Here is a 21,690-nt window from a genome sequence, read left to right as displayed (position 1 = left end):
CTCCTCACGTTTCACGTGAAACATTGTTCCGGGGGGTGCCCTCCCGGTCATGTTTCACGTGAAACCTGACCATGGCCGCGGTGGCCGCGTAGAGCAGTGCCACACAGATCAGCAGCGTGGCCGAGGTGCCGTCCGGCGGCAGCATCAGGGCGGCGACCGCGGCGGCTCCCACGAAGGCGACGTTGAACAGCACGTCGTAGAGGGAGAAGATCCGACCACGGAACTCATCCGTGACCGCGGACTGCACCACGGTGTCGGTGGCGATCTTCGCTCCCTGGGTGACCAGCCCGAGGACGAACGCGGCGATCAGCATGGGGGCGGGTTCGAAGGGCAGTCCGAGTCCCGGTTCCAGAAGGGCCGCGCTTCCCGCGCACACCATGATCCAGGAGAGCCGGCCGTCCGGCCGGGACGATGTGCGGACCCTGAGCCGGCCGACCGCCCATGGGGTGATCACCGCCGCCACGAAGAAGCCGGCGCCCGAGACGCCGAGCGCCAGCCCCAGAAGTGCGAGCCCCTGGGATTCGGTATCGGCCCACGCGTACCGGCAGAGCATCAGCACCGTCACCGTGAGCGCGCCGTAGCAGAAGCGCATCAGCGTCATCGCGGTCAGTGCCACGGTGGGGTCCCGGCGCTGCAGCAGATGGCGTACGCCCGCGACCAGGCCCCGTGCGGTACTCAACAGGGCTGCGGAAACGCGGGGCTGAAGGGCCGTTGGGTCCGGTCCCAGCAGGCCGGGGGCCATCAGAAGGGCCGTGAGCCCGGCGATCAGATAGAGCGTGGCACCCAGCAGGACGACCAGCGCGTCCGATGAGGTTCCTCCCGGGCCGGAGAGCCGGACGATGAAGGCGAGGCTGCCCCCGGCCGTGGCGGCGAGCGTTCCCGCGGTGGGTGACAAGGAGTTGGCCATGACCAGACGTTCCTGGCTGTCGACCACCCGCGGCAGGGCCGCCGAAAGACCGGCCAGCACAAAGCGGTTGACGGCCGTCACCGACAGGGCCGATACGTAGAAGAGCCACTCCGGCACCTGGCCGAGGATCAGCACGGCGGTTCCGGCGGCCAGCCCCGAGCGCAGCAGATTGCCGTAGAGCAGCACCTGTCGCCGGCGCCAGCGGTCCAGCAGCACCCCGGCGAACGGGCCGAGGAGGGAATAGGGGAGCAGCAGGACGGCCATGGCGGAGGCGATGGCCGTGGCGGAGGTCTCCTTCTCGGGGGAGAAGACCACGTACGTGGCGAGGGCGACCTGGTAGACGCCGTCGGCCAACTGGGACAGCAGACGGACGGCGAGAAGGCGGCGGAAGTCCCGCAGTTGCAGCAGTACGCGGAGATCACGCACAACAGGCATGACGTCAGCCTCACACACCGCACGGGCCTCCGGGGGGATTACCCGGAGGCCCGTGATCATGCGGCGGGCATCAGCGACCGGCGCTCAGCGCTCGACCTCGCCCTTGATGAACTTCTCCACGTTCTCCCGCGCCTCGTTGTCGAAGTACTGCACCGGCGGCGACTTCATGAAGTACGAGGAGGCCGAGAGGATCGGGCCGCCGATACCGCGGTCCTTGGCGATCTTCGCGGCGCGCAGCGCGTCGATGATGACACCCGCGGAGTTCGGGGAGTCCCACACCTCGAGCTTGTACTCCAGGTTCAGCGGGACGTCGCCGAAGGCGCGGCCCTCCAGGCGGACATACGCCCACTTGCGGTCGTCCAGCCAGGCCACGTAGTCCGACGGGCCGATGTGGACGTTGTCGGCGCCCAGATCACGGTCGGGGATCTGCGAGGTGACGGCCTGGGTCTTGGAGATCTTCTTGGACTCCAGACGCTCGCGCTCGAGCATGTTCTTGAAGTCCATGTTGCCGCCGACGTTCAGCTGCATGGTGCGGTCCAGGACGACGCCCCGGTCCTCGAACAGCTTGGCCAGCACGCGGTGCGTGATGGTCGCGCCGACCTGGGACTTGATGTCGTCACCGACGATCGGCACCCCGGCCTCGGTGAACTTGTCCGCCCACTCCTTGGTGCCGGCGATGAAGACCGGGAGCGCGTTGACGAAGGCGACCTTCGCGTCGATGGCGCACTGGGCGTAGTACTTGGCGGCGTCCTCGGAGCCGACCGGGAGGTAGCAGACCAGAACGTCGACCTGCTTGTCCTTGAGGACCTGGACGACGTCGACCGGGGCCTCGTCGGACTCGTCGATGGTCTGGCGGTAGTACTTGCCGAGTCCGTCGAGGGTGTGGCCGCGCTGGACCGTGACACCGGTCGTCGGCACGTCGCAGATCTTGATGGTGTTGTTCTCGCTGGCGCCGATGGCGTCCGCGAGGTCCAGGCCGACCTTCTTCGCGTCCACGTCGAAGGCGGCCACGAACTCCACGTCCTTCACGTGGTAGTCGCCGAACTGCACGTGCATCAGACCCGGCACGCGGGTGTCCGGGTCGGCGTCCTTGTAGTACTCGACGCCCTGTACCAGCGAGGCGGCGCAGTTGCCCACGCCGACGATGGCTACACGAACCGAACCCATTCCGGTTGCTCCCTGTGTGTACTGGACGAGGCCCCGCGGACGCCGGGCCTCACTTGGCGGTGTCATCGGACGGATCCGGCCGGGAACCACCCCGGTGCCGGGGCGGGCCGTCCGCATCTCCTGACTGGTCCTGCTGTGGAGACCGGTCCGCATCCCGATCGGTCGTCCGGTCCTGCCCGGCGGCGCCGCCGCGCTGATCGCGGCCGGCCCGCTCACTCTCGATCAGCTCGTTCAGCCAGCGCACCTCGCGCTCCACCGACTCCATACCGTGTCGCTGGAGTTCGAGGGTGTAGTCGTCCAGCCGCTCGCGGGTACGGGCCATGGCGGCGCGCATCTTCTCCAGGCGCTCCTCCAGGCGGCTGCGCCGCCCTTCGAGCACCCGCATCCGGACGTCCCGTGAGGTCTGGCCGAAGAAGGCGAAACGGACGCCGAAGTGCTCGTCCTCCCAGGCGTCCGGCCCGGTCTGGGAGAGCAACTCCTCGAACCGCTCCTTCCCCGCCGCGGTCAGCCGGTAGACGATCTTCGCCCGGCGGCCGGAGAGGGGCGCGGCGAGAGCGTCCTGCGAGGCGCTGCCGGACTCCTCGATCAACCAGCCGTTGACGACCAGCGTCTTGAGGCAGGGATAGAGGCTGCCGTAGCTGAACGCACGGAACACCCCGAGTGAGGTGTTGAGCCGTTTCCGCAGCTCGTATCCGTGCATCGGGGACTCACGCAGCAGGCCGAGGACGGCGAACTCCAGGACGCCGGAGCGTCTGCTCATTCCCCGCCTCCCCTCTCCTATGAACCTGCTATGCCGAGCTGATGTATCGACTCGATACATCAAGACGATAGAACCGCGCTCTGGGTGGGACAAGGGGGACCACGGTGAACGCCGTCACATCATCAATTCGTGGCACTCAATCTGACGGTTATGGAGTGAAGGTGGCGGGTGGGCTGGTTTTGACCGTGCGTACTCTGTTCGCCATGCAGACCTATGGGAACCAAGTGACGCCGCGATGCGTCCTCGTCCCGGATGCAGTGCGTCCGGTTGCCTGGTGCGACCGGATCGCACATGGGGGGGACCGGAAGCCACCTGCCGCTTTCAGGCGATAGCGCCTGCCCGAGGAGAAGTCGTTCCATGAGCGAGCACCGTCGCAAGCCGCCGCAGCCCCAGGGCGGCGGACGAGCAGCGGCCCGGCGGGCCGGACAGCAGCCGTCCGGCCGCCGCGCAGCACCGACGCACAACGCCGCAGCCGGGTCGGGCGCCACCCCCCATGGGGAGGAGCGTCCTTACGGCGGCCGGGCGGCGGCCCGGCGGGCCGCCCAACGCGGCGGCAGCCGCAGACGAGCATCGGATCCCGGCGCGGGAGGCGCGGGGCGAGGCGGCCGCGGGGGCGGCCGGCGGGCGGCCGGTGGGGGACGCGGACGTGGCTCGGGGGGCGATGGGCGCCCCGCCAAGAAGCGCTTCATCGACTATCCCCGCGCGGGCAAGTCGGGTTTCCGGCGCTGGGTCCCGTCCTGGAAGCTGGTGACGGGAACCTTTCTCTTCTTCTTCGCGGTGCTGCTCGGCGCCGTCGGCATAGGGCTGTGGCTGGTGCAGGTACCGACCGCCCAGGCCGCGTCCCAGACCCAGAAGAACGTCTACTACTGGGCTGACGGCAAGCAGATGGTGGTCTCCGGCGGTGGTGACCTCAACCGCCAGATCGTGCCCCTCAGCAAGATCCCCAAGTCCATGCAGAACGCGGTCATCTCCGCGGAGAACGCCAGCTTCTACGACGACAGTGGCGTCGACCCGATGGGTATCGCCCGCGCGGTCGTCAACATGGCCAAGGGCGGCGCGACCCAGAGTGGTTCGACCATCACCCAGCAGTATGTGAAGAACACCTACCTGGATCAGTCGCAGACCATCACGCGCAAGGTCAAGGAACTGTTCATCTCCGTCAAGGTCGGACTGGACATGGACAAGGACGATATCCTCGCGGGGTATCTCAACACCGCGTACTACGGGCGCGGGGCCTACGGATGCCAGGCGGCGGCGCGCGCCTACTACGACCGGGACTGCGAGGACCTGACCGCGAGTCAGAGCGCCTTCCTGGCCTCCACGCTCAATGGCCCGAACCTCTACGACCCCAACGGCGGCTACGGCGCCGTGGCCACCAAGGAGGCCAACACCAAGCGCGCCAAGGCCCGCTGGGAGTGGATCCTCCGGCGTGAGGTCGCCGTCAACCGGATGTCCAAGAGCGAGGCCCAGAAGTGGATCGACAAGAAGTTCCCGATGCCCCGGGACCCGAAGGTCGCCACGAACAAGCAGGGTCAGATCGGCTATCTCACCGATCTCGCCGACAACTACATCGTCGCCAACACGGGCATCAGCAAGTCGCAGCTGGACAAGGGCGGCTATCAGATCCGCACCACCTTCGACCGGAAGAAGATCAGTGAGCTGACCCGGGCGGTCGAGAAGGTCACCAAGGAGAACATCAAGCCGAAAGAGCGCGACGTGGACAAATACGTCCAGTTCGGCGGTGCCTCGGTGGAACCCAAGACGGGCAAGATCGTGGCCATCTACGGCGGCAAGGACGCGCTGGAGCACTATCGCAACAACGCCGACTACACCGGTGTCCAGGTGGGCTCGACCTTCAAGCCCTTCGTGCTGGCCGCCGCGATGACCAACGGCGTCCGCGATCCCGAGGGCCCACGGGACCAGCCCGACTCCGAACGCACCCTCGTCTCGCCGAAGAGCGTCTACAACGGCGACAACAAGGTGACCTTGCGGGACTACGACGGCACCGTCTGGCACGACAAGGACGGCAGGGAGTGGCACCAGAGGAACGACGGTGACGAGGACAAGGGCCCGATCAGCCTGCGCACCGCGATGCAGTTCTCGGTGAACACCCCGTACATCCAGCTGGGCATGGACGTCGGTACCGACAAGGTGCGGGACGCGGCCCTGGCCGCGGGCCTCAGCAAGGAGCAGCTCGCCTCGATCACCCCGACGTTCTCGCTCGGTACCTCGGCACCCAGCGCCATCCGGCTCGCCGGTGCGTACGCGACCTTCGCGGCCAGCGGCGAGCAGGCCGAGCCGTACTCGGTCGAGCGGGTCGAGGACAAGGACGGCACCGTCTACGACCACAAGAAGGACGTCGAGCTCAAGCGGGCATTCGATTCGAACGTGGCGAACAACGTCACCGACGTCCTGGAGAACGTGGTCCAGCACGGCACCGGCAGCTCGGCGCAGATCGGCCGGCCGGTCGCGGGCAAGACCGGAACCACCGACGAGAACAAGTCGGCCTGGTTCTCCGGCTACACCCCGCAGCTGTCCACCGCGATCGGCATGTGGCGGGTCAACGACCAGGCCAAGAGCCAGAAGTTCCTGTCCATGCGCGGTGTGGGCGGCCAGAAGACGATCCACGGTGCGTCGTTCCCGGCGGAGATCTGGGCCGACTACATGCGCGGCGCCCTGAAGGACGAGCCGGTCAAGGCCTTCCCCGCGGCCACCCCGATCGGTCAGAAGATCTTCGGTGAGGATGCGAGCCCGTCCCCGCCCCCGCCGTCGCATTCGCCGTCGGAGTCGCCGTCGGAGTCGCCCTCGGAGTCGCCCTCGGAGTCGCCGTCGGAGTCCCCGTCCGGCAGTCCGACCCCCACGGACAGCTGCGACCCGCTGGACCTCAAGTGCCACGACAACGGCGGAAACGACAACGGAGGCGAGGAGAACGGAGGCGGGAACGGCTCTCCGGGCGATCCCTCCACGTCGCCGTCCACGGACCAGCCGGGCGGCCCCAGCGGCGGTATCTTCGGCGGCCCGTCCGGGCCCCGCAGGAAGAACTAGCGCCCCGTACGCCCCGTACGACCCGTTCACGACTCGCCGGCCGCGCCGGAGCGAACCCCGCTCCGGCGCGGCCGGCGCCGTTCACGGCCCTGGACGGCCCTCTGCGCCGCTCGCACCCCGCTCCCCGGCCCCGAGCGCCTCCATGCGTCCACGGCGCGCTCAGCGGCCGCTGGGGCGGTCCTGACTTCTCCCGCTGGGCGCGTACGGCAGGATGGAGGCCATGAGCGTGCGCGAGGACCCACAGGCACAGCCCGTCAGGCCGACCGCCGAGGACCCGGTGGCCGCGGCCGGCAGCGAGCTGATCGGTGGGCCGGCCGGACGCCGGGCCCTGCTCGGCACGAGCTGGTGGACTCCGGTGCGGATCGTGGCGATCATCGCCATCGGCATGTTTGCCCTGGGCATGGTGCAGAAGCTGCCGTGCTACGACGGCGGCTGGTTCTACGGCGCCACCGCCCAGTACACCCACGCCTGCTACTCCGACATACCGCACCTCTACAACGGCCGGGGCTTCGCCAACGACCTCGTCCCGTACTTCGACCGCATACCGGACAGCGTCTCGGGCGGGATGCAGTACCTGGAGTATCCGGTCCTCACCGGGCTCTTCATGGAGGTCGCCTCCTGGATGACCCCGCACGGCGGCTCCATCCAGCACCGCGAGCAGATCTACTGGCTGGTCAACGCGGGCATGCTGATGGCCTGCACCGCGGTCATCGCGGTCTGTGCGGCCCGTACGCACCGCCGCCGTCCCTGGGACGCGCTGCCGGTCGCCCTGGCCCCCGCCTTCGCCCTCACGGCCACGATCAACTGGGATCTGCTCGCCGTCGCGCTCACGGCCGCCGCCCTGCTGATGTGGTCCCGCAGCCGTCCGGTGGCCGCCGGTGTGCTGCTGGGGCTCGCGACGGCCGCGAAGCTCTACCCCGTGCTGGTGCTCGGCCCGCTGCTGGTGCTCTGCCTGCGGGCGGGGCGGCTGCGGGCCTTCTGGTCGGCGGCCGGCGGGGCGGTGGCCGCCTGGCTCGTGGTGAACGTCCCCGTGATGATCACCACGGAGGGCGGGGGCCTGCACCTCCGGGACGGCTGGAAGACGTTCTACACCTTCAGCCAGGAGCGCCCCGTCGACTTCGGGTCCCTGTGGCTGATCATCTCGCAGCGCACCGGGAACCCCATGGAGGACGTCAACACCTACGCGACCCTTCTGATGGTCCTGGCCTGCGTCGGTGTGGCGGCCCTCGCCCTGTGCGCCCCGCGCCGCCCGCGCCTGGCCCAGCTGGCCTTCCTGATCGTCGCGGCGTTCGTGATCACCAACAAGGTCTACTCACCGCAGTACGTGCTGTGGCTGGTCCCGCTGGCGGCGCTGGCACGGCCGCGCTGGCGGGACTTCCTGGTCTGGCAGGCGTGCGAGGTGATGTATTTCCTCGGGATCTGGATGTACCTCGCGTACACGGGCAGCGGCGATCAGCACCGGGGGCTGCCCGCGGAGGGCTATCAGCTGGCGATCGCCGTGCATCTGCTGGGGACGCTCTATCTGTGCGCCCTGGTCGTGCGGGACGCGCTGGTGCCCGAGCGGGACCCGGTGCGGCAGGGCGGATCGGACGACCCCGGGGGAGGCGTGCTGGACCGGGCCCCGGACGCGTTCGTGCTGGGAGAGGGGCGGCGCGCGTCCCGGTACGACGGCGCGGCGCTGGTGGACTGGGGCGTTCGCCGGGAGTGAGCTCCAAAGGCGGCACTCACTCCCGGCGGCACGGGTTCAGCGGTCCAGCAGCCGGTCGAACTGCGTCGTGGTGTGCCGCAGATGCGCCACCAGCTCATCCCCCACCTGGGGCGGCAGGACGTCGCTGGGCACGAACAGGATGGACACCTGCATATGCGGCGGCTCGGCGAACCACCGCTGCTTGCCCGCCCACACGAACGGCGAGAGGTTGCGGTTGACGGTGGCGAGACCGGCGCGGGCGACCCCCTTGGCACGGGGCATCACACCGTGCAGCGCCTTGGGGGCCTCCAGCCCGACGCCGTGGGAGGTGCCGCCCGCGACGACGACCAGATGACCGTCGGAGGCGGCCTTCTGCTGGCGGTAGCCGAAGCGGTCGCCCTTGGCCACCCGCGTGACGTCGAGCACCGAGCCCCGGTACTCCGTCGAATCGTGGTCGCCCAGCCACAGCCGGGTGCCGATGCGTGCCCGGAAGCGGGTCTGCGGGAACTGCTGCTGCAGCCGGCCCAGCTCCTCGGCCTTGAGGTGGCTGACGAACATGGTGTGCAGCGGCAGCCGCGCGGCCCGCAGCCGGTCCATCCAGGCGATGACCTCCTCCACCGCGTCCAGTCCGTCGGTGCGGTCGAGCGGGAGGTGGATGGCGAACCCCTCCAGCCGGACGTTCTCTATCGCGGCGTGCAGCTTGGGCAGGTCCTCCTCGGTGACGCCGTGCCGCTTCATGCTGCTCATGACCTCGATGACCACGCGGGCGTTCACCAGGCCGTAGACGCCGTCGACCGACGAGACCGAGCGGATCACCCGGTCCGGCAGCGGCACCGGCTCCTCACCGCGGCGGAACGGGGTGAGGACGAGCAGGTCACCGCTGAAGAAGTCCTTCATCCGGGCCGCCTCGTACGTGGTCCCGACCGCGAGGATGTCGGTGCCGATGCGGGCGGCTTCCTCGGCCAGCCGCTCATGGCCGAAGCCGTAGCCGTTGCCTTTGCAGACCGGGACTATCCCTGGGAACTGCTGGATCACCATCTGCTGGTGCGCCCGCCAGCGCGCGGTGTCGACGTAGAGGGTGAGCGCCATTGGCCGGTCCCGGAACCTTTCTCGTAGCCGCGGTGTATTGGAGGTATGGGAAACAGCGAATCGTGGTCAACGGCGCGACATGTAGATGTCGAGCGCCTTGTGCAGCAGCTTGTTGAGCGGGAAGTCCCACTCGCCGAGGTATTCGGCAGCCTGCCCACCGGTGCCCACCTTGAACTGGATCAGACCGAAGAGATGGTCTGTCTCATCGAGGGAGTCGCTGATGCCGCGCAGGTCGTAGACGGTCGCGCCCAGGGCGTACGCGTCGCGGAGCATCCGCCACTGCATCGCGTTAGAGGGCCGGACCTCGCGCTTGTGGTTCGCGGAGGCGCCGTAGGAGTACCAGACATGGCCTCCGACGATCAGCATCGTGGCGGCGGCCACGGCCTCGTTCTCGTGCATCGCGAAGTACAGGCGCATCCGGTTGGGATCCTCGGTGTTGAGGGCCGTCCACATGCGCTGGAAGTAGCTGAGCGGGCGGGGCCGGAAATGGTCGCGCTCCGCGGTGATCTCGTAGAGCCGCTGCCACTCGGGCAGATGCTCGTAGCCGCCCTGGACGACCTCGACACCGGCCTTCTCGGCCTTCTTGATGTTGCGGCGCCACAGCTGGTTGAAGCCCTTGTGGACGTCCTCCAGGGAGCGGTTGGCCAGCGGCACCTGGAAGACGTACCGCGGCTGGACGTCACCGAAGCCGGCCCCGCCGTCCTCGCCCTGCTGCCAGCCCATGCGCCGCAGCCGATCGGCGACCTCGAAGGCGCGCGGCTCGATGAAGGTCGCCTCGACATCGCGCAACCGCTTGACGTCCGGGTTCTGGATACCGGACTTGATCGCGGAGGCGTCCCAGCGGCGGATGATGACCGGCGGGCCCATCTTCACGGAGAACGCGCCCTGCTGCTTCAGATGCGCGAGCATCGGGCGCAGCCACTCCTCGAGGTTGGGCGCGTACCAGTTGATGACCGGACCCTCGGGAAGATAGGCGAGATAGCGCTTGATCTTGGGCAGCTGGCGGTAGAGGACGAGACCGACGCCGACGAGCTGGCCCGTGGCGTCGAACCAGCCGAGGTTCTCCGAGCGCCACTCCGACTTGACGTCAGCCCATGCCGGTACCTGCATGTGGCTGGCCGCCTGCAGACTCTGGATGTACGCCAGATGCTGCTCTCGGCTGATCGTCCTCAGGGTCAGGCTCATGCGGGGCGCTCCTCGGCAGGTGTGTCCCCAGGGTCGGGGCTCCGGCTCTCGCGCCGAAGCCTACTGCGACAGGGGCACGCCCCGTTCGGGCCTGGGGACAACCAGGCTCCGGCCGGGCTCAGCCGAGCACGCCGCCGAAGAGTCCTCCGTGGGCCATACCGAGGTAGAAACCGACCGCCGAGGCACCGAGCCCGAGGATCAGCAGGAACCGCTCACCGGTGGTCGCGGAGATCAGCTGGCCCCAGGCTCCGGTGATCATTCCGATCAGCCCGGTCCACGAGCTGAGCAGGTGGAGCTGGGTGAAATGCGCCGTTACAAAGGCGATCGCCCCGATCACCAGCGTGGTCACGGCGAGGGTGTTCTCGACGGGATGGGACTTGCCGTCGGTGTCCAGGAAGGAGAGCAAGCCGTGATGGGGTCGTGCTGTCTGTGCCATGGGGCACCTCCAGGAAGGCACATAGAGCAAGGCGGCGAACTGTAATGCCGCTCACACCCGATGTGTACAGATTGCGGGCCAAGACGCCCGGATTTCAAGCGGGAGGCCGTAGCCGGGTACTGTGTACCGTCCGCGGTGGTGTCTGCACAGACGCCGACGCGGAACGCATCACGACCCTCCTGCCACGGAACGACCGTGGCCGCTGAGTCCAAAGGAGGTGGGTTCCACATGCGTCACTACGAGGTGATGGTCATCCTCGACCCCGATCTCGAGGAGCGCGCTGTCTCCCCGCTGATCGAGAACTTCCTTTCCGTCGTCCGCGAGGGCAACGGCAAGGTCGAGAAGGTCGACACCTGGGGCCGTCGTCGTCTCTCGTACGAGATCAAGAAGAAGCCCGAGGGCATCTACTCGGTCATCGACCTGCAGGCCGAGCCCGCGGTCGTCAAGGAGCTCGACCGCCAGCTGAACCTGAACGAGTCGGTCCTCCGGACCAAGGTCCTCCGTCCCGAGACCCACTGACCGCGTAAGCGTTCAGCGGTCATCGGGCCGTATCGCAACGAGTAGCAAGCAGCCCAGCAGTACCCGCCGAGAGGTTCCCCCAATGGCAGGCGAGACCGTCATCACGGTCGTCGGCAATCTCGTCGATGACCCCGAGCTGCGTTTCACCCCGTCCGGTGCGGCGGTCGCGAAGTTCCGCGTCGCGTCCACTCCCCGCACCTTCGACCGGCAGACCAACGAGTGGAAGGACGGCGAGAGCCTCTTCCTCACGTGCTCGGTGTGGCGGCAGGCCGCGGAGAACGTGGCCGAGTCGCTTCAGCGCGGCATGCGCGTCATTGTGCAGGGCCGTCTGAAGCAGCGGTCCTACGAGGATCGTGAGGGGATCAAGCGCACGGTCTATGAGCTGGATGTCGACGAGGTCGGCGCCAGCCTGCGCAACGCCACAGCCAAGGTCACCAAGACCACCGGTCGCGGTGGTCAGGGTGGTTACGGCGGTGGCGGCGGCCAGAGCGGAGGCGGCTGGGGCGGTGGCCCCGGCGGCGGTCAGCAGGGCGGCGGCGCTCCGGCCGACGACCCGTGGGCGACCGGCGCACCGGCCGGCGGCCAGGGCGGCGGTGGAGGCTGGGGCGGCGGCTCCGGCAACTCCGGCGGCTACTCGGACGAGCCGCCCTTCTAGGCCCGGGGCGGTGTTTCACGTGAAACGGCCCGTTTCACGTGAAACAGCGCGCGGTCTGGTCAGGGCGACCAGCACAAACTTCTTGATCACACTGGAGAGAGACAATGGCGAAGCCGCCTGCTCGCAAGCCTAAGAAGAAGGTTTGCGTGTTCTGCAAGGAGAAGATCTCCTACGTCGACTACAAGGACACGAACCTGCTGCGGAAGTTCATTTCCGACCGCGGCAAGATCCGTGCCCGCCGGGTCACCGGCAACTGCACCCAGCACCAGCGTGACGTCGCCACGGCCGTGAAGAACAGCCGTGAGATGGCGCTGCTGCCCTACACCTCCACCGCGCGATAAGGGAAGGGTGACCGAGTCATGAAGATCATCCTCACCCACGAGGTCTCCGGCCTCGGTGCCGCCGGTGACGTCGTGGACGTCAAGGACGGTTACGCACGTAACTACCTGGTTCCGCGTGGTCTGGCGATCCGCTGGACCAAGGGCGGCGAGAAGGACGTCGAGCAGATCCGCCGCGGTCGTCGCATCCGCGAGATCGCTACGATCGAGCAGGCCAACGAGGTCAAGGCTCAGCTCGAGGGCGTCAAGGTGCAGCTGAAGACCCGCGCCGGCGACGCCGGCCGGCTGTTCGGCTCCGTGACCCCGGCCGACATCGCTTCGGCGATCAAGGACGCGGGTGGTCCGGACGTGGACAAGCGCCGTATCGAGGTGAAGGCGCCGATCAAGACCCTGGGTGCGCACCAGGTCTCGGTCCGTCTGCACGCCGAGGTTGCCGCCAAGGTCGGCGTCGAGGTCGTCGCCGCCTGACGACCGCGACGGTCGCCTTCGGCACCGTGCGCCATGCACCGGAGGGCCGCACCCCGTGTGGGTGCGGCCCTCCGCCGTGCGGGGGCTGGACGTCCTGGGGTGCGGGGTGCGGGGTGCGGGGCGCCGTGCCCGGGGCCGCCGTTCCGTCCGGGTGCGTGTTGGAGTGCATCGTGTCGGGGCGTCGTGTTCGAGGACGTCTTTTTCGAGGCACCGTGTCGGAGCGCATCCGGGGCGTGGCTCGGTCCGGCTCAGCCTCGTACCGCGCCGGTGACGATCCAGCGGCCGGAGCGGCTGCGCAGCCACAGGGTCGCCATCCGGACCGACATCATCAGCGCCATGGTGCACCACAGCGCGGTCAGTCCCCCGCCGAGCCATGGCACCAGCAGCGCCACCGGGGCGAAGACGGCCAGGGTGGCGATCATCGCCCAGGCCAGATAGGGCCCGTCGCCCGCCCCCATCAGCACGCCGTCGAGAACGAAGACCACCCCGGAGACCGGCTGGACGAGGGCCGTCACCAGCAGGGCGGGCAGCAGGGCGTCCCGTACCGCGGGATCGGTGGTGAACAGGGGGATGAACAGCGGCCGGGAGGCGACCACCAGCAGACCCAGCACGATGCCCGAGGCGATGCCCCAGTGCACCATCCGGCGGCAGGCGGCCCGTGCCCCCTCCTCATCGCCCGCGCCCAGATAGCGTCCGATGATCGCCTGACCCGCGATGGCGATGGCGTCCAGGGCGAACGCCAGCAGATTCCACAGGGTGAGCACGATCTGATGCGCGGCGATGTCGGTGTCACCGAGGCGGGCCGCGACGGCCGTCGCGATCAGCATCACGGCACGCAGCGAGAGCGTACGGATCAGCAGCGGTGCCCCGGCGTGGGCGGAGGCCCGTATCCCGGCGGCATCGGGCCGCAGCGAGGTGCCATGGCGGCGGGCGCCCCGGATGACCACGGTGAGGTAGACGGCGGCCATGGCGTTCTGGGCGATCACCGTGCCCCAGGCGGAGCCCGCGATGCCCAGCCCGGCCCCGTAGACCAGGGCGGCGTTCAGCGCGGCATTGGCCCCGAAGCCGCCGACGGCGACATACAGCGGGGTGCGGGTGTCCTGGAGACCGCGGAGGACGCCGGTGGCGGCGAGCACCACCAGCATCGCGGGGATGCCGAGCGTGCTGATCCGCAGATAGGTGACGGCGTAGGGGGAGGCGGTGTCCGAGGCGCCGAAGAGATCGACGAGGGCGGGGGCGGTGGGAAGAGCGGCGGCGATCACGGCGGCGCCGAGCAGCAGGGCCAGCCAGATGCCGTCCATGCCCTGCCGGATGGCCCCGGGAACGTCGCCGGCGCCGACGCGTCGGGCCACCGCCGCGGTGGTGGCGTAGGCGAGGAAGACGAAGATGTTGACGGCGGTGGCGAGCAGGGCGGCGGCGACCCCCAGACCGGCCAGCTGGGCGGTGCCCAGATGACCGACGACGGCGCTGTCGACCATGACGAAGAGGGGTTCCGCCACGAGTGCGCCGAAGGCGGGAAGCGCGAGCGCGATGATCTCGCGGTCGTGGTGGCGCAGGGTGCTCCGCGCACTCGTGGAGGTCTGTGTCATGAGGGCAATGTAATCGTCCACAGGTAAGAGACACAAGCCAATAGCAGTCCTTACAAGGCGGCGCGCGGGACGATCTTCTCTGCGCCCTTTGTCGCGATCTTGCGCTGGGGGCAGAAGTTTTTCTTCTGCACAGCCCCTGGATAGAGAAATCGCAGGTCAGGCTTGCCTTCTCGGGGTGATTGCGGGTTTGTCCACAGCGCTGTCCCCCGACCCGTGCACAGGTTCGCGCGACTTACCCACAGGATGGGTCGCATCATCCACATGCCCTGTGGATAACCAAGTTGGCTGGTGGTGCCGACGGGCCTAACGTGGTCCGGCGTCCGCCACCCGATCCGGCCCCGGAACCCCCGGTCTCCGATGCGCCGTGTCCGGAAAGCCGGCCGCTCTGTTGTGTCATAGCCGTGCCGTAGGAAGGACGGGCACGGCGAGGTTCGCTTCGCGGACGGGAGGAGGTGGCGGGGTGAGCGTGCCCGAGCCCATGGACGATCCGTGGGCGGACTCCGGCCCGTCCGACCGCTTCCCGTCCCCCCGCTTCCGCCGCGGTGACGGCGGCGGCCGGGGCGGTCAGCAGGACCGTGACGGAGGCGGCGGCTCCCCCTGGGAGGGCTCCGGCTTCGAGCGCGTACCGCCGCAGGACCTCGACGCCGAGCAGTCCGTGCTCGGCGGCATGCTGCTCTCCAAGGACGCCATCGCCGACGTCGTGGAGGTCCTCAAGGGCAATGACTTCTACCGGCCCGCCCATGAGACCGTCTACCAGGCCATCCTGGATCTCTACGCCAAGGGCGAGCCGGCCGACCCGATCACCGTCGCCGCGGAGCTGACCAAGCGCGGTGAGATCGCCCGGGTCGGCGGGGCCTCGTATCTCCACACCCTCGTCCAGTCGGTCCCCACCGCCGCCAACGCCGAGTACTACGCGGAGATCGTCCACGAGCGGGCCGTGCTGCGCCGCCTCGTCGAGGCCGGCACCCGCATCACCCAGATGGGATACGCGGCGGACGGTGACGTCGACGAGATCGTCAACAACGCCCAGGCGGAGATCTACGCCGTCACCGAGCAGCGCACCAGCGAGGACTACCTGCCGCTCGGCGACATCATGGAGGGCGCGCTCGACGAGATCGAGGCGATCGGCTCCCGCAGCGGACAGATGTCGGGGGTGCCCACCGGCTTCACCGACCTGGACTCCCTGACGAACGGGCTGCACCCGGGCCAGATGATCGTGATCGCCGCGCGTCCCGCGATGGGCAAGTCCACCCTGGCCCTCGACTTCGCGCGGGCCTGCTCGATCAAGCACAACATGCCGAGCGTGATCTTCTCGCTGGAGATGGGGCGCAACGAGATCGCGATGCGTCTGCTCTCCGCCGAGGCCCGGGTGGCGCTGCACCACATGCGCTCCGGCAGCATGACCGACGAGGACTGGACGCGGCTGGCCCGGCGGATGCCGGATGTCTCCCAGGCCCCGCTCTACATCGACGACTCCCCGAACCTGTCGATGATGGAGATCCGCGCCAAGTGCCGTCGGCTCAAGCAGCGCAACGACCTCCAGCTCGTCGTCATCGACTACCTCCAGCTGATGCAGTCCGGCGGTGCCCGGCGCCCCGAGAGCCGTCAGCAGGAGGTCTCGGACATGTCGCGAAACCTGAAGCTGCTGGCCAAGGAGCTGGAAGTGCCGGTTATCGCGCTCTCCCAGCTCAACCGAGGCCCCGAGCAGCGCACGGACAAGAAGCCGATGGTCTCGGACCTCCGGGAGAGTGGATCCATCGAGCAGGACGCGGACATGGTCATCCTGCTCCATCGCGAGGACGCCTACGAGAAGGAGTCACCGCGTGCGGGCGAGGCGGATCTGATCGTGGCCAAGCACCGTAACGGTCCCACGGCCACCATCACGGTCGCCTTCCAGGGCCACTACTCCCGCTTCGTGGACATGGCCCAGACCTGACGCGGACCTGTAGGGCCGCGCGGCTGGGCTCCGCCGACGGGAGATGCGCATGCGCACCGCGCGCTACCGGTCCCGGCCACCTCGGCGGCAGCGGGGACGCCCCGGCCCGGCGAGCACCGGATTGACAGGCGCATTAACTGTAACTAGGTTCGTTACAGTTAGATCGTCGGTCAGATCGTTGCCGCTCAGGTCGCGAAGGGAAGACGGTGGGTCTCAGCAGCAGGAGTGCGGTCGCGATCCACGCGCTCACCATGTTGGCGCGCTGGGGCGACCGTTCGCTGACCTCCGCGGAGATCGCGGACAGCCTGGCGAGCAATCCGGTGCTCGTGCGGCGCATCCTGGGCAGTCTGCGAAACGCCGGCCTGGTGTGGTCCACCGAGGGCCGCGGCGGCGGCTGGTCCCTTGCCCGTGCCCCACGGGACATCACGCTCTACGACGCCTACGCGGCCGTCGAGGAGGGGCGGATCCTGTCGCGGCACGCCCATCCGCCCAGCGACGCGTGCGAGGTCGGCCGCAACATCTCCGCCCTGCTCGAGGTGGAGTTCCGGGACGCCGAACGGGCCATGGAGGAACGGCTCGGCCGAACGACGATCGCCCACCTGCTCCGGCGGGTGCTGGCCAACGAGCGCGAACCCGCGCCGGTGGACAGCTGACCGAGTAATGGCGGAGGCATGCCCTCCGCCACTTTTTCTACCCTAACTGTAACCACGGCGGTGGCAGTCAAGCCGGACGCCGCCCGATCAGGAGTGAGAGCGATGGCCCATGAACCCGAGGTGACCACGAGCACCGAAGGCCGCGATCCCGCGACGTACGACCTCGTCATCCGCCGTGCGCACGTCTTCGACGGCCACAAGGCGCTCGCCGGGCCGCACGACGTCGCCATCAACGGTGGAGAGATCGCCGCCGTCTCGGCAGAGCCGCTGAGGGGCAGGAAGGAGGTCGACGCGGCGGAGGGCTGGGTGATGCCGGGCCTGATCGACACACACCTCCACTTCTACGACGTCCTCGCGGTGTCCGATCAGGAGTCGATGCGGAGGTTCGAGGAGGACGAGCTTCCCGGACGGCTCGACCTGTTCCTCCAGCACGGGGTCACCACCATCAAGTCGGTGGGCGATCCGACCGGGGGGATCCTGGAGACGCGGGCCAAGATCGCTGCGGGCACGCTACGAGGACCGCGGCTGCTGGCGACCGGCTGCGGCATCACCGGGCGCGACGGACATCCCGCGGCCACCGTCTTCGGCGGCAACCCGTGGGCACGCGCACGGTTCACGGGCGAGGCCGACAGCGTGCGGCAGATGCGTGATCTGGTGCATCATCTGGCCGACCGGAAGGTGGACGCGATCAAACTTCTCTCGGAGGGTGCGTGCGCCTGCGCCGGATCGCCCCCGTACGTCTGGCGGAACGCCGCTTTTCCGGTCGCCGTCGAGCTTGTGCGGCTCCCCCTCGATTTCCTTCGGGCGGGCATCGAAACCGGGCACGAGCGAGGTCTGAGGGTGACCGTCCACACGACCCAGCAGGCCGCGGCCCGCGAAGCGATCGAGGCGGGCGCGGACGGCCTGGAGCATGGTGTCACGGTCGAACCCATCACGGATCACTCGCTTGTCGAACTGATGCTCGAGCGCGACATCACCTACACACCGACGCTCTGGATCCACGACGCGACCCATCCGGACACCCGGGGCAACGTCAAGAAGGTCGCCGACGCCGGCGTGCGCATCGCCCTGGGCAGCGACACCTTCAGTGGCCGGGGCCTGTTCGGGGCCAACACCTTGGAGGAGGCCGAGCTGATGGTCGCGGCGGGAATGACACCCGTCCAGTCGCTCGTCGCAGCCACCAGCGGCGCGGCGCGGCAGTGCGTCCGCCCCGATCTCGGCACGGTGGCCCCCGGCAAGCGCGCCGACCTGATCGTGCTGACCGCCGATCCCACCCAGGACATCAGCAACCTTCGCGCACTCGGCATGACGATCCTGAACGGCGAGATCGTCGTCGACAAGCGCTAGCCACGTCCGCGACGCGCCTTCCCGCCACCGTCCTCACCGGTTACCCCGGCGCCGGCACACCGCAGCCGGTGGTCCGTGCCCCCTGAGCGGCCCGCCGGGAGATGCCGCACGTCGAACAGGTCAACGTGCCGGCGACAGCGGGCCCTGCGGGGCCCCGGGCGAGCCGGGTCAGGGCTTCAGCTGGTGGCCCAGGGCCGCCGCCTTCTCCACGCGCCGGGCGAGGACCTGCTCATGGAGGTCCGCCATCTGCCGCAGCGCTTCCTTGCGGTCGCGCTTGGAGAGCCGGTCGATGTAGAGATGTCCCGAGAGGTGGTCGGTCTCGTGCTGCAGACACCGGGCGAAGTAGCCGGTGCCCTCGATCACCAGCGGGTTCCCGTCCTTGTCCGCACCGCGGACCACGGTGCGGTCGGTGCGCGGTACGTCCATCCGCGCGCCCGGTACGGACAGACAGCCCTCGGCCTCCTCGATGAGCAGCCGGTCGGCCGGGTCGGGCTGCTCCAGGACGGGGTTGAGGATGTGACCGACATGCCGTACGCCGTTGTCGTCCGGGCAGTCGTAGACGAACAGCCGCAGGTCGACGCCGACCTGATTGGCGGCCAGCCCGGCGCCCTCGGCGATGTACATGGTGAGGAACATGTCGTCGATGAGGGCGCTCAGCTCGGGCGTGCCGAACTCGGTCACCTCCCGGCAGGGGCGGCGGAGCACCTCCTCGCCGACCTCGGTGATCCGACGCGGGGAACCGCGCTCGGCCTCGGGAGGGAGGGCCGGATAGGAACCGACGGGTTTTCCCTGCACCAGGACGCGCACCGCTGACCTCACCTTTTCCGCCCCCGTTGCTGGTCACGTCCGGCCAACGTAGCAGGGGCGGTTCGGCCGCGGCCCGCTCATGTGTCAGATCGCGTCACCGAGCTCCTCCAGCAGCCGCCGCTTGGTACGGGCCCCGACCAGCGACCGCACCGGCTCACCCGCCCGGAACAGCATCAGCGTCGGCATCGAGAGCACCCCGTAGGCCAGGGTGGTGGACGGGTTCGCGTCCACGTCCAGCTGGACCACCTTCAGCCGGTGGCCCTCCTCCCGGGCGATCTCCGCCAGCACCGGAGCGATCATCCGGCACGGCGGGCACCAGGAGGCGGTGAACTTCACCAGCACCGGCAGCTCCGCCGCCAGCACCTCCTCGGCGAAGGTGGCGTCCGTGACCGTGGCCACTCCCCCGGTGTGCGTCAGCGTCATCTCGTCTCTCCTTCGTGGCCGTCGTGGTGACGGGCGGTTCACTGGCCGGGCGGCGTCAGTTCGCAGCGCGGCTCCGGGGCCCCTTCGGGTGCCGTCGCCGCGGCCTCCAGCTCCGCGCGGGCCCGCTCCGCCTGGGCGAGCTGCGTCCCGACCCGCTCCCGGATGGCGCTCAGCCGGGCGATGCACTCGTCCAGCTCGGCCAGCTTGCGCCGGTAGACCTCCAGCGAGGCGGGGCAGGAGTCCCCGGCCGGATGGCCGGAGCGCAGGCATTCGACGAACGGACGCGTCTCCTCCAGCTCGAAGCCGAAGTCCCGCAGCGTGCGGATCTGCTGAAGCAGCCGCAGGTCCTCCTCGTCGTACGACCGGTAACCATTGCCGGTGCGGCGCGCGGGCAGCAGCCCGAGCGACTCGTAGTAGCGCAGGGTGCGGGTGGTGGTACCCGCCCGTTCGGCCAGCTCTCCGATCCGCATGCTGCGACGGTAGACCTTGACCCTGACGTCAAGGCCAGAGCCCGGCTCCGAAGGGCCCGGACGCCGACGGCCGAAGGACGAACGGCCGGGATTGTCGGACCCTGGCCGTACAGTGCCGACATGACCACACTCGACGCGGACGAGTTCGCCGAGCCGTTGCCCGCCACCCGTCGTGCCCTGCTGCGGCGCGTCGCCCTCGGCCAGGTTGAGGGCCGTGCCCCGTCCCTGGTGGGGGCCGTGGTGCGGGAGGGGAAGCTGGTGTGGACGGGTTCGCGCAGCTGCGTGGAGGGACACGCGCCGGACGCCGACACCCAGTACCGCATCGGCTCCTTGACCAAGACCTTCGTGGCGGTGCTGGTGATGCGGCTGCGTGACGAGGGGCTGCTGGACCTCGGCGATCCGCTGGCCAAGCATCTGGACGTGCCGGAGGCCGGGGGCGCGACCGTGGCCCAGCTCCTCTCCCACACCGCGGGTCTCGCCGCCGAGCCGCGCGGCCCGTGGTGGGAGCGCACGCCGGGGGCGCTGCGGCCCGAGACGGCCGATGTCTTCGGCGAGCGCCCGGTGGTGTACCCCGCGGGCCGCCGCCACCACTACTCCAACCCCGGATTCGCGCTGCTCGGCGCGCTGGTCGAGCGGCTGCGCGGCGCCCCCTGGGGCCAGGTGCTCACCCGTGAGGTGCTGGAGCCGCTGGGGATGGGGCGTACGTCGCTCGAGCCGCGGGCCCCGCACGCCGGGGGATGGGCCGTGCACCCCTGGGCGGATGTGATCCTGCCCGAACCGGCCGAGGACACCGGGCGGATGGGGCCGGCCGGGCAGCTCTGGTCGACCGCCGGGGATCTGGCCCGCTTCGCCGCCTTCCTGCTGGACGGGGACGAGCGGGTGCTCGGCGCCGAGTCGCTCGCCGAGATGCGGGCGCCCGCCGTCGCCCCCGAGGAGGGGGACTGGGACGGCGGCTACGGCCTGGGGACGCAGCTCATCCGCCATGGCGGTCGCTACCTCCACGGCCACACCGGCTCCATGCCCGGTTTCCTGGCCTCGCTGTGGGTGAGCCCGGAGGACCGGCTGGCCGGGATCGCGCTGGCCAATGCCACATCAGGGCCCACGATCGGCGCCATCGCCGCCGACCTCATAGAAATCGTGGCGGAGCACGAGCCCCGTATCCCGGCGCCCTGGCGGCCGCTGCTCGAGGCGGATCCGGCGCTGCTGGCGCTCACCGGCCCCTGGTACTGGGGCGCCCGCCCGTACCATCTGCGGCTGCGCGCGGACCGCGGACTGGAGCTGTCCCCGGCCGCCGGGGCGGGCCGGGCCTCGCGCTTCAGGGCCGAGCCGGACGGCACCTGGACGGGGCTCGACGGCTACTACGCGGGGGAGACGCTGCGCGTGGTGGAGGGTGAGGGCGACGCCCCCGCCCATCTGGACCTGGGCACCTTCGTGTTCACCCGGGAGCCCTACGGCCCGGAGGGCGTGGTGCCCGGCGGGGTCGACCCGGAGGGCTGGCGCGGCCTCTGAGGGGGCCGTACCGCGTCCGGCGGCGGCCCTCGGGGCTTTCCTTGGGCCGGGCGGGGCGGCTCCGCCTTCCGGCTTGACGTCCTGTCCTGGCCGGGGCGGGGTGTGCCGACTGGAGAGGGCTGTGTTCCCGAGTGGGCGGGGCTGTCGTGGCGGGGGCGGGGTGTGCTGGGTGAGTGGGGCTGTCCGGGTCGGGGTGGGGCGCGGCGTGCTGGACGAGCCCGGTTGTCCGGGCCGGGGCGGGGCGTACGGCCGGTGTGGCGGGGGC

Annotated in this window: 20 protein-coding genes; 10 read left to right on the top strand and 10 right to left on the bottom strand. The window is 69.6% G+C overall.

Features of this window, described 5'->3' with window-relative positions:
• Positions 1–4 precede the first annotated feature (4 nt).
• The 3 genes from AXW62_RS10690 to AXW62_RS10680 all read right to left on the bottom strand — a co-directional run bounded on the left by AXW62_RS10690 (position 5) and on the right by AXW62_RS10680 (position 3,269).
• The gene (locus tag AXW62_RS10690) at positions 5–1,342 is read right to left on the bottom strand and encodes an MFS transporter (RefSeq protein WP_060944296.1); all 1,338 of its coding nucleotides are present in this window, start codon (positions 1,340–1,342) and stop codon (positions 5–7) included.
• 84 nt (positions 1,343–1,426) lie between these two features.
• Entirely contained in the window at positions 1,427–2,509 is a 1,083-nt protein-coding gene (locus AXW62_RS10685; protein WP_030827744.1) for an inositol-3-phosphate synthase, read from the bottom strand.
• Between the two features lie 49 nt (positions 2,510–2,558).
• The gene (locus AXW62_RS10680; protein WP_060944295.1) at positions 2,559–3,269 is read right to left on the bottom strand and encodes a PadR family transcriptional regulator; all 711 of its coding nucleotides are present in this window, start codon (positions 3,267–3,269) and stop codon (positions 2,559–2,561) included.
• A 357-nt stretch (positions 3,270–3,626) separates the two neighbouring features.
• Between AXW62_RS10680 and AXW62_RS10675 the strand changes: the two genes are divergently transcribed.
• Together AXW62_RS10675 and AXW62_RS10670 are read left to right on the top strand one after the other, a co-directional pair.
• On the top strand, positions 3,627–6,314 hold the full coding sequence (locus AXW62_RS10675; RefSeq protein WP_079115562.1) for a transglycosylase domain-containing protein: 2,688 nt from the start codon (positions 3,627–3,629) through the stop codon (positions 6,312–6,314).
• A gap of 220 nt (positions 6,315–6,534) precedes the next feature.
• Positions 6,535–8,022 (top strand): glycosyltransferase family 87 protein, encoded by a 1,488-nt coding sequence (locus AXW62_RS10670; RefSeq protein WP_060944294.1) that lies wholly within the window; start codon positions 6,535–6,537, stop codon positions 8,020–8,022.
• A gap of 36 nt (positions 8,023–8,058) precedes the next feature.
• Here the strand turns inward: AXW62_RS10670 and AXW62_RS10665 are convergent, their stop codons facing one another.
• The 3 genes from AXW62_RS10665 to AXW62_RS10655 form a co-directional block, all read right to left on the bottom strand.
• Positions 8,059–9,090 carry an alanine racemase gene (locus AXW62_RS10665; protein ID WP_030827732.1) on the bottom strand — a complete coding sequence of 344 codons (1,032 nt, stop codon included), beginning with the start codon at positions 9,088–9,090 and terminating at the stop codon, positions 8,059–8,061.
• A gap of 66 nt (positions 9,091–9,156) precedes the next feature.
• Entirely contained in the window at positions 9,157–10,275 is a 1,119-nt protein-coding gene (locus AXW62_RS10660; protein ID WP_030827729.1) for a lipid II:glycine glycyltransferase FemX, read from the bottom strand.
• A 118-nt stretch (positions 10,276–10,393) separates the two neighbouring features.
• Positions 10,394–10,711: a hypothetical protein gene (locus AXW62_RS10655; RefSeq protein WP_030827727.1), complete on the bottom strand. Its 318-nt coding sequence runs from the start codon at positions 10,709–10,711 to the stop codon at positions 10,394–10,396.
• A gap of 228 nt (positions 10,712–10,939) precedes the next feature.
• Here AXW62_RS10655 and rpsF point away from each other — a divergent pair, with 228 nt between their 5' ends.
• The 4 genes from rpsF to rplI all read left to right on the top strand — a co-directional run bounded on the left by rpsF (position 10,940) and on the right by rplI (position 12,691).
• The gene (gene rpsF, locus AXW62_RS10650) at positions 10,940–11,230 is read left to right on the top strand and encodes a 30S ribosomal protein S6 (RefSeq protein ID WP_030827724.1); all 291 of its coding nucleotides are present in this window, start codon (positions 10,940–10,942) and stop codon (positions 11,228–11,230) included.
• Between the two features lie 82 nt (positions 11,231–11,312).
• On the top strand, positions 11,313–11,885 hold the full coding sequence (locus tag AXW62_RS10645) for a single-stranded DNA-binding protein (RefSeq protein ID WP_060944293.1): 573 nt from the start codon (positions 11,313–11,315) through the stop codon (positions 11,883–11,885).
• 104 nt (positions 11,886–11,989) lie between these two features.
• Positions 11,990–12,226, top strand: coding sequence for a 30S ribosomal protein S18 (rpsR, locus tag AXW62_RS10640; RefSeq protein ID WP_003978893.1), 237 nt, complete (start codon positions 11,990–11,992; stop codon positions 12,224–12,226).
• An 18-nt stretch (positions 12,227–12,244) separates the two neighbouring features.
• Positions 12,245–12,691: a 50S ribosomal protein L9 gene (gene rplI, locus AXW62_RS10635; protein ID WP_030827716.1), complete on the top strand. Its 447-nt coding sequence runs from the start codon at positions 12,245–12,247 to the stop codon at positions 12,689–12,691.
• Positions 12,692–12,939: 248 nt separating this feature from the next.
• Here the strand turns inward: rplI and AXW62_RS10630 are convergent, their stop codons facing one another.
• Positions 12,940–14,280: an MATE family efflux transporter gene (locus tag AXW62_RS10630; protein WP_060944292.1), complete on the bottom strand. Its 1,341-nt coding sequence runs from the start codon at positions 14,278–14,280 to the stop codon at positions 12,940–12,942.
• A 460-nt stretch (positions 14,281–14,740) separates the two neighbouring features.
• Between AXW62_RS10630 and dnaB the strand changes: the two genes are divergently transcribed.
• The 3 genes from dnaB to AXW62_RS10615 all read left to right on the top strand — a co-directional run bounded on the left by dnaB (position 14,741) and on the right by AXW62_RS10615 (position 18,216).
• Positions 14,741–16,216 (top strand): replicative DNA helicase, encoded by a 1,476-nt coding sequence (gene dnaB / locus AXW62_RS10625; protein ID WP_030827712.1) that lies wholly within the window; start codon positions 14,741–14,743, stop codon positions 16,214–16,216.
• A gap of 206 nt (positions 16,217–16,422) precedes the next feature.
• Positions 16,423–16,869 (top strand): Rrf2 family transcriptional regulator, encoded by a 447-nt coding sequence (locus tag AXW62_RS10620; protein ID WP_079105768.1) that lies wholly within the window; start codon positions 16,423–16,425, stop codon positions 16,867–16,869.
• A 102-nt stretch (positions 16,870–16,971) separates the two neighbouring features.
• Positions 16,972–18,216, top strand: coding sequence for an amidohydrolase family protein (locus AXW62_RS10615; RefSeq protein ID WP_060944291.1), 1,245 nt, complete (start codon positions 16,972–16,974; stop codon positions 18,214–18,216).
• Positions 18,217–18,384: 168 nt separating this feature from the next.
• Here AXW62_RS10615 and def read toward each other — a convergent pair whose 3' ends face one another.
• The 3 genes from def to AXW62_RS10600 all read right to left on the bottom strand — a co-directional run bounded on the left by def (position 18,385) and on the right by AXW62_RS10600 (position 19,916).
• Positions 18,385–19,023: a peptide deformylase gene (gene def, locus AXW62_RS10610; RefSeq protein WP_060944290.1), complete on the bottom strand. Its 639-nt coding sequence runs from the start codon at positions 19,021–19,023 to the stop codon at positions 18,385–18,387.
• 84 nt (positions 19,024–19,107) lie between these two features.
• Positions 19,108–19,446 carry a thioredoxin gene (trxA, locus tag AXW62_RS10605; protein ID WP_060944289.1) on the bottom strand — a complete coding sequence of 113 codons (339 nt, stop codon included), beginning with the start codon at positions 19,444–19,446 and terminating at the stop codon, positions 19,108–19,110.
• Between the two features lie 38 nt (positions 19,447–19,484).
• Positions 19,485–19,916: a MerR family transcriptional regulator gene (locus AXW62_RS10600; protein WP_060944288.1), complete on the bottom strand. Its 432-nt coding sequence runs from the start codon at positions 19,914–19,916 to the stop codon at positions 19,485–19,487.
• A gap of 120 nt (positions 19,917–20,036) precedes the next feature.
• Between AXW62_RS10600 and AXW62_RS10595 the strand changes: the two genes are divergently transcribed.
• Positions 20,037–21,425 carry a serine hydrolase domain-containing protein gene (locus AXW62_RS10595; RefSeq protein ID WP_060944287.1) on the top strand — a complete coding sequence of 463 codons (1,389 nt, stop codon included), beginning with the start codon at positions 20,037–20,039 and terminating at the stop codon, positions 21,423–21,425.
• Positions 21,426–21,690 lie beyond the last annotated feature (265 nt).

The organism is Streptomyces hygroscopicus subsp. hygroscopicus (assembly GCF_001553455.1).
GTDB lineage: Bacteria > Actinomycetota > Actinomycetes > Streptomycetales > Streptomycetaceae > Streptomyces > Streptomyces hygroscopicus.
Note: the sequence above shows the minus strand (reverse complement) of the source record. Positions and strands in the feature narration are given on the sequence as shown.